The following is an 8615-nucleotide window of genomic DNA, read 5'->3' on the forward strand; positions in this document are numbered from 1 at the left end:
AAAGTGCCGACCTTTGGAGTGATTGGGGGGAAAATTCAGGTACTTTTTCCCTGAAAATTAGGTAATTGACCCCCTGAAAATGGGTAAAACCCCACACCCCACACCCCACACCCCACACCCTGCCCCCAGGAAAAGCTTTTTGCCGCAAACCCTACTTAGGGTTTTTTTCGGGGAATTCCTCGCAAGGTTAAAACATCATCGAGGGTGGAACAATAGTTTTTTAAACCAAAATCAGCAGGAGTATAGGTTTTAATGTGGGTGAAGTGGCGATAATTCATTGCAAAACGGTCCCATGCTTCCATCTGCAAGTTAAAAACTTTGATAAAAAAGTTAGCAATGGTTAAAGATAAAGGAATGCGAAAATAGATTTTTTTGTTTAAATAAGTACAGATTTCCTCCACTGCTTGGTTAGCTGTTGTGCGTTGATTGCCTAGAACAATTTTGCTTTCTGGTGCGGGATTTTCGATTAAATAATTCACCACTTGAGCTATATCTTTGGCATGGATAAAATGAAAACTGCCATCAGCTTGAAACCAACGCACTAAACCGATATATTTCAACACATCCGGTAAACCGCCATAGATATGAGAATAGGGTTTATTTTCGTCACCACCTAAGACAAAAGTGGGGTATAAAGTGATAATTTTATCGGCGATTTCTAGGTCAGTAAATTTACTATAACAAATATATTTAGTGCGGATATAATTAGTTCCTATCTCCCCAGCTTCGGGTAAAGGTTGATTATTTTGATTGAGAATGCTGGCAGTGGAAAAGTAGAGGACTTTCTCGCAGATTTGAGCATCTAAATAACTAATTAATTCTAGGGTTTTTACCACATTAATCTGATAACTTTCCTCCTCTCCTCCCCAACTGGTAGCGATTAAAACCGCTATATTCATTGTTTTTAAAAGATCGGCATATACCCCAATATTTTCCATATCGCCTAAAAGTATATGAACATTTGATCGCCCTTGGTAAGTAAATTTTAACTTCTCGGGATTACGCACTAAAAAATATACTTCATAGTCGGGATTTTCCAGTAAAATCTCAGCGATATAATGCCCAATACAGCCACTCACACCCGTTAGAAATATTTTTTTCATTATTTTAATTGATACGGCAGAATTTAGGGGACAGTGTGAAAGTAAAAAGTGAGTCACGGGTTCGGATTTTGGAGAGCTGCATCTAAACTTTGCAGAAATATCAAAAATGAGTAATGGTCAGTGACTCTTAAATTATTACAAATATATCAGCAGCTGCGTGTAAGCATCCCACAAAAAAACTAATGCGCGGGGGGTTCGGGGGAGGCGCTTCGTCCCCCGACGGGGGGTTTGGGGGGTAGAACCCCCCAAGAGTCTGGATTGGAAACAAACAACCTAGAAAGCACAGTTTTTTAACAGAAGTTATCAGAGAATCCCAACTTAGTAGATTTTAAATTATGGGATGCACTCTTAGGTGTTGGGTGTTACAGACGATTTCCTTACCTCCTAACCCCTATTCCCTAAACCTTGATCACGACATCCTAGGCGTGAACTGCTAATAATTGATCCGCTTGTTTAGCGGTTTCAAAGAAGAAACGCACGTTATCTTCAGGAGTTCCCACCAAAACACCATGACCTAAATTAAGAATATGACCTTGATTACCTGCTTTACGAATAGTATCAATAATCCGCTCGCGAATAAAAGACTGGGAACCGAATAAAACCCCCGGATCGATATTACCTTGAACCATCATCGATTTACCTAAACGCTGTCTCGCTTCGGCCAGATCCACAGTCCAATCGACGCTAATAATATCAACCCCCGATTTACCCATTCTTTCCAAAACGCCGGCGCTGCCACTAATGTAGAGAATTAACGGTGTATCGGGATGGGTTTCTTTCACCAAACGAACTACTTTTTGTTGATAGGGTAAGGCAAAAACATCGTAATCTTGGGGAGTTAATTGACCCGCCCAAGAATCGAACATTTGTACCACTTGCGCCCCACAATCGATTTGATAACGGACATAGGTGGCAATCATATCCGCTAATTTATCTAAAAATTGGTGCAGTACCGAGGGTTCCGAAAAAGCCATCCCTTTAATCACAGAATAACTTTTAGAACCTTTCCCTTCCACTGCATAGGCTGCTAAAGTCCAAGGCGCTCCGACAAAACCGAGGACAGTGGATTTGTTTCCCACCTCTTGACGTAGGGTTTTTAAAATCGTTTTGATAAAAGGTAAAGACTGATCGGGATCGAGGGGATTAAGTTGGTCCACCTGCGCTTGAGTACGAATGGGAGAATCGATAATCGGCCCCTTACTTTCGATAATATCAAAGGGAATACCAATTCCCGCCAAGGGAGTGAGGATATCGGAGAACATGATCACCCCATCCGGTTGAAAAGCACGCCAGGGTTGCAGGGAGATTTCGATCGCTAAATCGGCATTTTCCGATCTTTCCCGAAAACTGGGGTATTTATCCCGCAATTCTCGATAAATCTGCATATAACGTCCTGCTTGTCTCATCATCCACACGGGAGGACGGGGTAAGATTTCTCCTTTGGCAGCGCGTAATAAATAAGGTATTTCAGGGGAGTCAGTCATATCAGGATGATTATTCTATTGCCTTTTCTACGGTATCATCCCCCGTACAGCTAATTTTTCTGGTTTTTCCTTAAGAATTGTTAACGAAAGTTATCCCCCTTTGCATTGAAACTGGGTACTGGAAATTATAGTACAATCTTTTGGTTTGAGACAGGGTGTAGAGTGTAGGCTATAGGGATAAGTTGATAAAATCTATGGCGGATTCAAAAATTCAATCTTCCCGAGTATTTAAGAGTTTGGCAGGAGGCCGTAAATTTAGCTGAAAGTTGCTATCGTCTCACTAAAACTTTTCCCAAAGAAGAGCTTTATGGGATGACAACACAGATTCGCCGAGCTTCGGTGTCAATAGCAGCGAATATTGCCGAGGGGTATGGACGCAAAACCAGGGGAGAATACATCCAATTTTTGTACATAGCTCAAGGTTCTCTCAAAGAGTTGGAGACTCATTGGTTAATCTCTCAAAGAGTTGAACTAGCTTCCCCTCAGAGCGTCAATCCTATTCTTAATCAATGTGAATCAGTAGGCCGACTCCTGCTAACTTTGATTCGCGCTCTTGAAAATAAATAACCCCCACACCCTACACCCCACACCCTACACCCTACACCCTACACCCTACACCCTACACCCTACACCCTACACCCCACTCCCCACCCTGGGATGAACTCGACGCAATCGCAAGGCATTCGTCACCACGGAAAGGGAACTTAAAGCCATGGCAGCACCGGCAATAATCGGATTGAGCAGAAAAGGATAGAGGACTCCGGCAGCGATGGGAATGGCAATCAGGTTATAAATAAAAGCAAAAAAGAGATTTTCTTTGATATTTCGCATTGTTGCCCGACTTAACTCAATAGCAGTCACAATTCCCTGTAAATCTCCCGAAATTAAGGTTATATCGCTTGCGGCGATCGCTACATCAGTCCCCGTGCCAATGGCAATACCTAAGTCCGCTTGCGCCAATGCGATCGCATCATTGATGCCATCTCCAACCATGGCGACTATTTTCCCTTTTTTCTGCAAATATTCGATTTTTTCGGCTTTTTCTTGGGGACGGAGTGCGGCAAAAAAGCGCCGGATACCCAACTCGCTGGCGATCGCTTCTGCGGTTTCGAGGTTGTCCCCCGTCATCATCATCACCTCTAAGCCCATTTTTTTGAGCTTGGCGACCACTGAAGAAGAAAAAGGTTTTAAAACGTCGGAAATGGCAATCAACCCCTCTAAATGCCCGTTAACCGCTATCCAAGCCACGGTTTTTTTCTGCCATTCCCAATCGTGGGCGACTTTTTTAAGAACTTTTGTTTCGATCCCTTGACTTTCTAACCATTGTTGTGTACCGATTTGCACTAAATCCGACCCGACTTTTCCCTGCACTCCTGACCCAGTTATTGAGTCAAATTCGGTTACTTCTAGGGTTTTAATGGCGTTTAACCGCCCATATTTAACTATTGCTTCTCCTAACGGGTGTTCAGAATGATTCTCCACCGATACGACTAACTGCAGCAGCGATAATTCCCGTCCATCCCCCACCCCCTCGCGAGTCAAGAAGTCCGTCACCGTTGGTTTACCCTGGGTGAGAGTTCCGGTTTTATCTAGAACAATAGTAGTAATGCCCTGGGCTAATTCTAAACTTTCGGCATTTTTAATTAAAATTCCCTGTTTTGCTCCCTGTCCTGTTCCCACCATAATCGAGGTGGGTGTAGCTAATCCTAGCGCACAGGGACAGGCGATAATTAAGACTTCCACCATTGTAATCAAAGCGAGGGTGAGATTACCCGTGCGGAGAATCCAAAATAAGAAAGTTATTACCGCAATAATCATCACCACCGGCACAAAATAAGCGGTCACTCGATCGACTAATCTTTGTATAGGTGCTTTTGATGCTTGCGCGGTTTGCACTAATCGGACAATCTGAGCTAAAACCGTATCTTTTCCCACCCGTAACGCTTGCATTTGTAGGCTACCGGTTTTATTAATTGTCGCACCGATTACCTGTTGATTGACGGTTTTTCGCACGGGTAAACTTTCCCCCGTCACCATCGATTCATCAATGCTAGAACTGCCTTGGATAATTATGCCATCGACGGGAATTTTTTCCCCCGGACGCACTAAAATTATATCTCCTACTTTCACCTCTTCTATTGGTATATCTAGCGTCTGTTCTTCCCTAATTACCCTAGCAGTTTTTGCCTGTAATCCCATTAATTGTTTAATAGCGGCGGCCGTTTCTTTTCTGGCACGTTTTTCGAGGAAACGACCGAGTAAAATCAGAGTAATGACGATAGCTGATGCTTCGTAATAGACATGGGAATTAAACCCCTGTTTTTCGATAAAATCGCTCCCGAAGGTTAAAAACAGGGAATAAAAATAGGCGGCACTGGTTCCCAAAACTACTAAAGTGTCCATGGTGGCAGTGCGATTTTTAAAGGCTTTCCAAGCATTTTTATAAAAACTTTGACCACACCAAAATTGGACGGGAGTAGCGAGAATTAATTGTAATAAGGGAGCGTGTAACCAGTGGGGAATAAAAGATAGAGATAAACCCGTCATCATCGGCAAAGAACCGATAAAAAGTATAATGCTAATAACAATAGCGATCGATAGTTTGGTGAGAAGTTCTTTTTCTGGCCTGGATTCGAGATTAATTTCCGTTATCGGTGTAGCTTGGAAACCGGCATCCCTAACTTTTGCTTGAATAGTGTTAAGATCGGTACGCTTAGGGTCATAGTCCACCTCCACCTGTTCCATGCCAAAATTAACTTGACATCGAATCACTCCGGGGATAGATTTAATTATCCGTTCGATCGAATCAGCACAACCAGCGCAACTCATCCCGGCGAGTTTGAGAGTTTGATGGGTCATAATGTTAATAGCAGCGGAAGTCAGCAAGAAAATCCCCTGCAGCAGAGTTATATCTTTAGCATAAAATATTCCCCTAGCTGCAGGGTCAAGAATCCTCTGTTAATTTTTCTGAATAGATATGAAGAAATGTCAAAAAGAGTGTCTGTATTTTCCTAACACACCCTTAATTTTTATGGACAAATTTCAATTAGGGCTTGCTGAATAAATCTAAAAACCTTGTTGGGTAAGACTTTTAGACTTTTTGTCAATCAAAAAGTACCGGATATGCGAGTGATCGGGGGGAAAATTCCTGGACTTTTTCCCTGAAAATTAGGTAATTGACCCCCTCAAAATCGGTAAAACCCTACACCCCACACCCCACACCCCACACCCTGCCCCCAGGAAAAACTTTTTGCCGCAAACCCTAATTAACCCCACTCTGTTGCGTATCTTGACCCTGCAAAGCATCGGCAGCGGAAACACCATCACCCTGAAAACCAAAATACCATAAAGCAGCGGCAGCTTCAGCGCGATTTACCGGTCTTTTTGGCTGAAATAGGGTAGTAAAACCAAAAACTCGCCGAATATTGGCTTGTTCGGCATTTTGAAAATCGGCATAAAGAGCGCGCACCAGCTGCGGGTTAATTTTATTAGTATCCTGAAAACCCCAAGTATTTTTAATCGTATCAAGATTGGCGCTCGGTAAAGCTTTTCTGATATCTAATGGCACTTTCCAAGCGATTAAATCTTCCCGGGTTAAAGGAGCATTGGGACGGAATAAAAGGGCGCTACTATCTCCCGTTAAAGGAGAGGGAATTAACCCCGCTTCCGCTAATCCTTGAATATAAATATAATCGGGATCGTTATTTTTAACATCACTAAAAGCTGGGGAACTATTGGGAGTAGCTAAACGGATTTGTTTACCCGCTACATTGGCATAAATGGCATTATTAGCCTGTAACAACCAGCGCGCAAATTCTCGGCGCGTTATTGTATCATTAGGGTTAAACTGATTGTTATTACCAGTTAATACTCCTAATCTAGCTAAGTCTTGAATGTGGCTTTTTAAGGGATTAGGTAAGGATTCGAGATCGTTAAAACTGGTAGGATTAAGATTGGGTAAGGGGGAAGAAATAGGGGAGGGACTAGGGGAAGCAATCGGGGTTCCCGTTGGACGATAATCGAGGCTATATTCCGTATTGGGAGAAGTGGCAGTTATGGTGATAGTTAATTCTAAATTATCTCGACGGGCTGTCAAGGTACTATTGACTCCTTCCCCAGAAAAGGGAGTGATAATTTCCCAATTATTATTAACTAATTCCTGTTGATAAAAAGCCTCGATCGCATTGCTGGGATCGTTGGATTGCCAACGGGTTTGCCCACCAGTATTATCAGGATTTGTCTGCACGGATAATAATTCTGATTGACTATATCGAGGAATTTCTGCGGGAAAATTTGCGGGTAATTGCTGGTTATTAGGAGAGTTTTCCGGTATGGGATTTGTTTGTAGATTAGGATCGGCAGCCAGACGATTTTCTAGGGCAGGATTGCCACTACAGGCTCCTAAAATGCCCAGCAGAGTGATAATTGTACTGTAGCGAATAAACTTACTCACGGTCTTTACCAATATTGTTTCCTTAGCTTTATCCTAGCCTATTTACTCAGGTTTTTGACTAGGGAAAATTCGGTGCCACCATTGACGTAATTTCCCCAGCAGAAATCCTCCTAACCCTTTTGTGTATTTTTCAAATTTGTAGTAAAATAAAATGTCGATTATATCCTGGGTGGCAAGATACTTGAGATAGGATACTCCTTGATCTATACGCACATCACTATATTCTAAATAAACTTTGCGACTGAGGCGATCGGATAAATTCCATTTTGGTTGAAAATATTCCTGCATCCTCTGTTGATAAGGGGCAAAACTACTCGATTTTCCCTGTAAATATTCTTCCATGTATTGACAAGCAATTTCGGCTCCTTTCATAGCATAGCGAATACCTTCCCCTCCTAAAAAGTTAACCGTAGAAACAGCATCACCAATCGCTATAATATTCGGTTCTTGATAATAAATATCTTGCAGATTGAGCGAATATTCTAAAATAGAACCATGGATGTCGATTATATCATATTTAGAGAGATTCATGTAGGTTTGAATAATTTGTGTAATATAACTTTTTAAAGGCTTAACTTCAGAAATATAAGGATGTTCTCCCTCTAACCAAGCAGCTCCTATTTTTAATTGCTGATTATCCATAGGAAAAATCCAACTATAACCTTTAGGACTCCATTTATGACCGAGAAAAAAAACTAAATTATCTTGATACTTTTGATAATCTACTTCTGGCACAGCAATTAAATATTCAATGCCCACTGCTTTTAAAAAATTAGGTTTTTCTCGTCTGTGTTTATACATAACTGCTCTAGCGTATCCCGTGGCATCAACCAATAAACGAGTATTAACTGTTTCGATTTTCTCGTCTTTTGATTTCAAGAAAACAGTTAGCTGATTCTCCGTTTGTTGATATTTCAGATAACGACAACCTAAACGAACTTCTCCCCCCCAACGCAGCACTTCCGCCGCTAAAAACTCTCGCAATTTGGCAAAATCAAAAACTACCCCTAAAGGTTGCGGTGATGACCAAAAATGATGTATGCTAGTGGAGATAATTTCGATATTTTTCCAAAACCTAGCCACCACGGTTTCGGGGAGATTGAATTGTTCTAAAATTTCTAGGGGAGAAGCGGCACTAGAAAAATTATTATCTTGCCAACTAGAATGTTGTTCCACCAAAAGAACACGATAACCTTTTTCACTTAATAATCTACCACAGTGACCTCCCGCTGGTCCGCCCCCAATAATTACGACATCATAATCCATGATTTACTCCCTCGCCTAATCTTGCTAACTTGCTTTTATTTTACCCTAAATGCCCTCTGTTAAACCCCAAACTGGTTAAGCTGTTGTGCATCTAAATTTGATAAGTAGCTGATTATAATTAAATTAAAAATGGATTTTGCCTTTAATCCCCCCTTGATCCCCCCTTGATAAGGGGGGTGCCGATAGGCGGGGGGATCCCCCTTGATCAGGGTAGGGCTGTTTCATTCTCCCATCAGAATATCAAAAGTAAAAGCGATCACTGTCAGGTAAAATGAGAAGTGAACGCGAACTTTTGAAAGATATGTTGAG

The 8615-nt window shown here is 41.8% G+C and carries 5 protein-coding genes and 1 pseudogene; 1 reads left to right on the plus strand and 5 read right to left on the minus strand.

Going from position 1 to position 8615, the window contains the following annotated elements; all coding sequences use genetic code 11:
* Positions 1-155 precede the first annotated feature (155 nt).
* Both PX482_RS12590 and hemE read right to left on the minus strand, forming a co-directional pair.
* Positions 156-1103, minus strand: coding sequence for an NAD-dependent epimerase/dehydratase family protein (locus tag PX482_RS12590; RefSeq protein ID WP_004159602.1), 948 nt, complete (start codon positions 1101-1103; stop codon positions 156-158).
* 419 nt (positions 1104-1522) lie between these two features.
* Positions 1523-2587: a uroporphyrinogen decarboxylase gene (gene hemE, locus PX482_RS12595; protein ID WP_004159603.1), complete on the minus strand. Its 1065-nt coding sequence runs from the start codon at positions 2585-2587 to the stop codon at positions 1523-1525.
* A 194-nt stretch (positions 2588-2781) separates the two neighbouring features.
* Here hemE and PX482_RS12600 point away from each other — a divergent pair.
* Positions 2782-3154, plus strand: a pseudogene (locus PX482_RS12600) (four helix bundle protein).
* Between the two features lie 66 nt (positions 3155-3220).
* Here PX482_RS12600 and PX482_RS12605 read toward each other — a convergent pair.
* The 3 genes from PX482_RS12605 to PX482_RS12615 form a co-directional block, all read right to left on the minus strand.
* Positions 3221-5446 carry a heavy metal translocating P-type ATPase gene (locus PX482_RS12605; protein ID WP_288122509.1) on the minus strand — a complete coding sequence of 742 codons (2226 nt, stop codon included), beginning with the start codon at positions 5444-5446 and terminating at the stop codon, positions 3221-3223.
* A 403-nt stretch (positions 5447-5849) separates the two neighbouring features.
* The gene (locus tag PX482_RS12610; protein WP_004159608.1) at positions 5850-7052 is read right to left on the minus strand and encodes an S-layer homology domain-containing protein; all 1203 of its coding nucleotides are present in this window, start codon (positions 7050-7052) and stop codon (positions 5850-5852) included.
* A gap of 30 nt (positions 7053-7082) precedes the next feature.
* On the minus strand, positions 7083-8306 hold the full coding sequence (locus tag PX482_RS12615; RefSeq protein WP_004159609.1) for an NAD(P)/FAD-dependent oxidoreductase: 1224 nt from the start codon (positions 8304-8306) through the stop codon (positions 7083-7085).
* Positions 8307-8615 lie beyond the last annotated feature (309 nt).

This window comes from Microcystis sp. M53602_WE12, assembly GCF_030065455.1.
GTDB classification, from domain to species: Bacteria; Cyanobacteriota; Cyanobacteriia; order Cyanobacteriales; family Microcystaceae; genus Microcystis; species Microcystis aeruginosa.

Excerpts from the sequence above, each read along its gene's own strand:
- hemE (WP_004159603.1), bottom strand. The coding sequence starts at position 2,587 with ATGACTGACTCCCCTGAAATACCTTATTTATTACGCGCTGCCAAAGGA.
- PX482_RS12615 (WP_004159609.1), bottom strand. The coding sequence starts at position 8,306 with ATGGATTATGATGTCGTAATTATTGGGGGCGGACCAGCGGGAGGTCAC.
- PX482_RS12590 (WP_004159602.1), bottom strand. The coding sequence starts at position 1,103 with ATGAAAAAAATATTTCTAACGGGTGTGAGTGGCTGTATTGGGCATTAT.
- PX482_RS12605 (WP_288122509.1), bottom strand. The coding sequence starts at position 5,446 with ATGACCCATCAAACTCTCAAACTCGCCGGGATGAGTTGCGCTGGTTGT.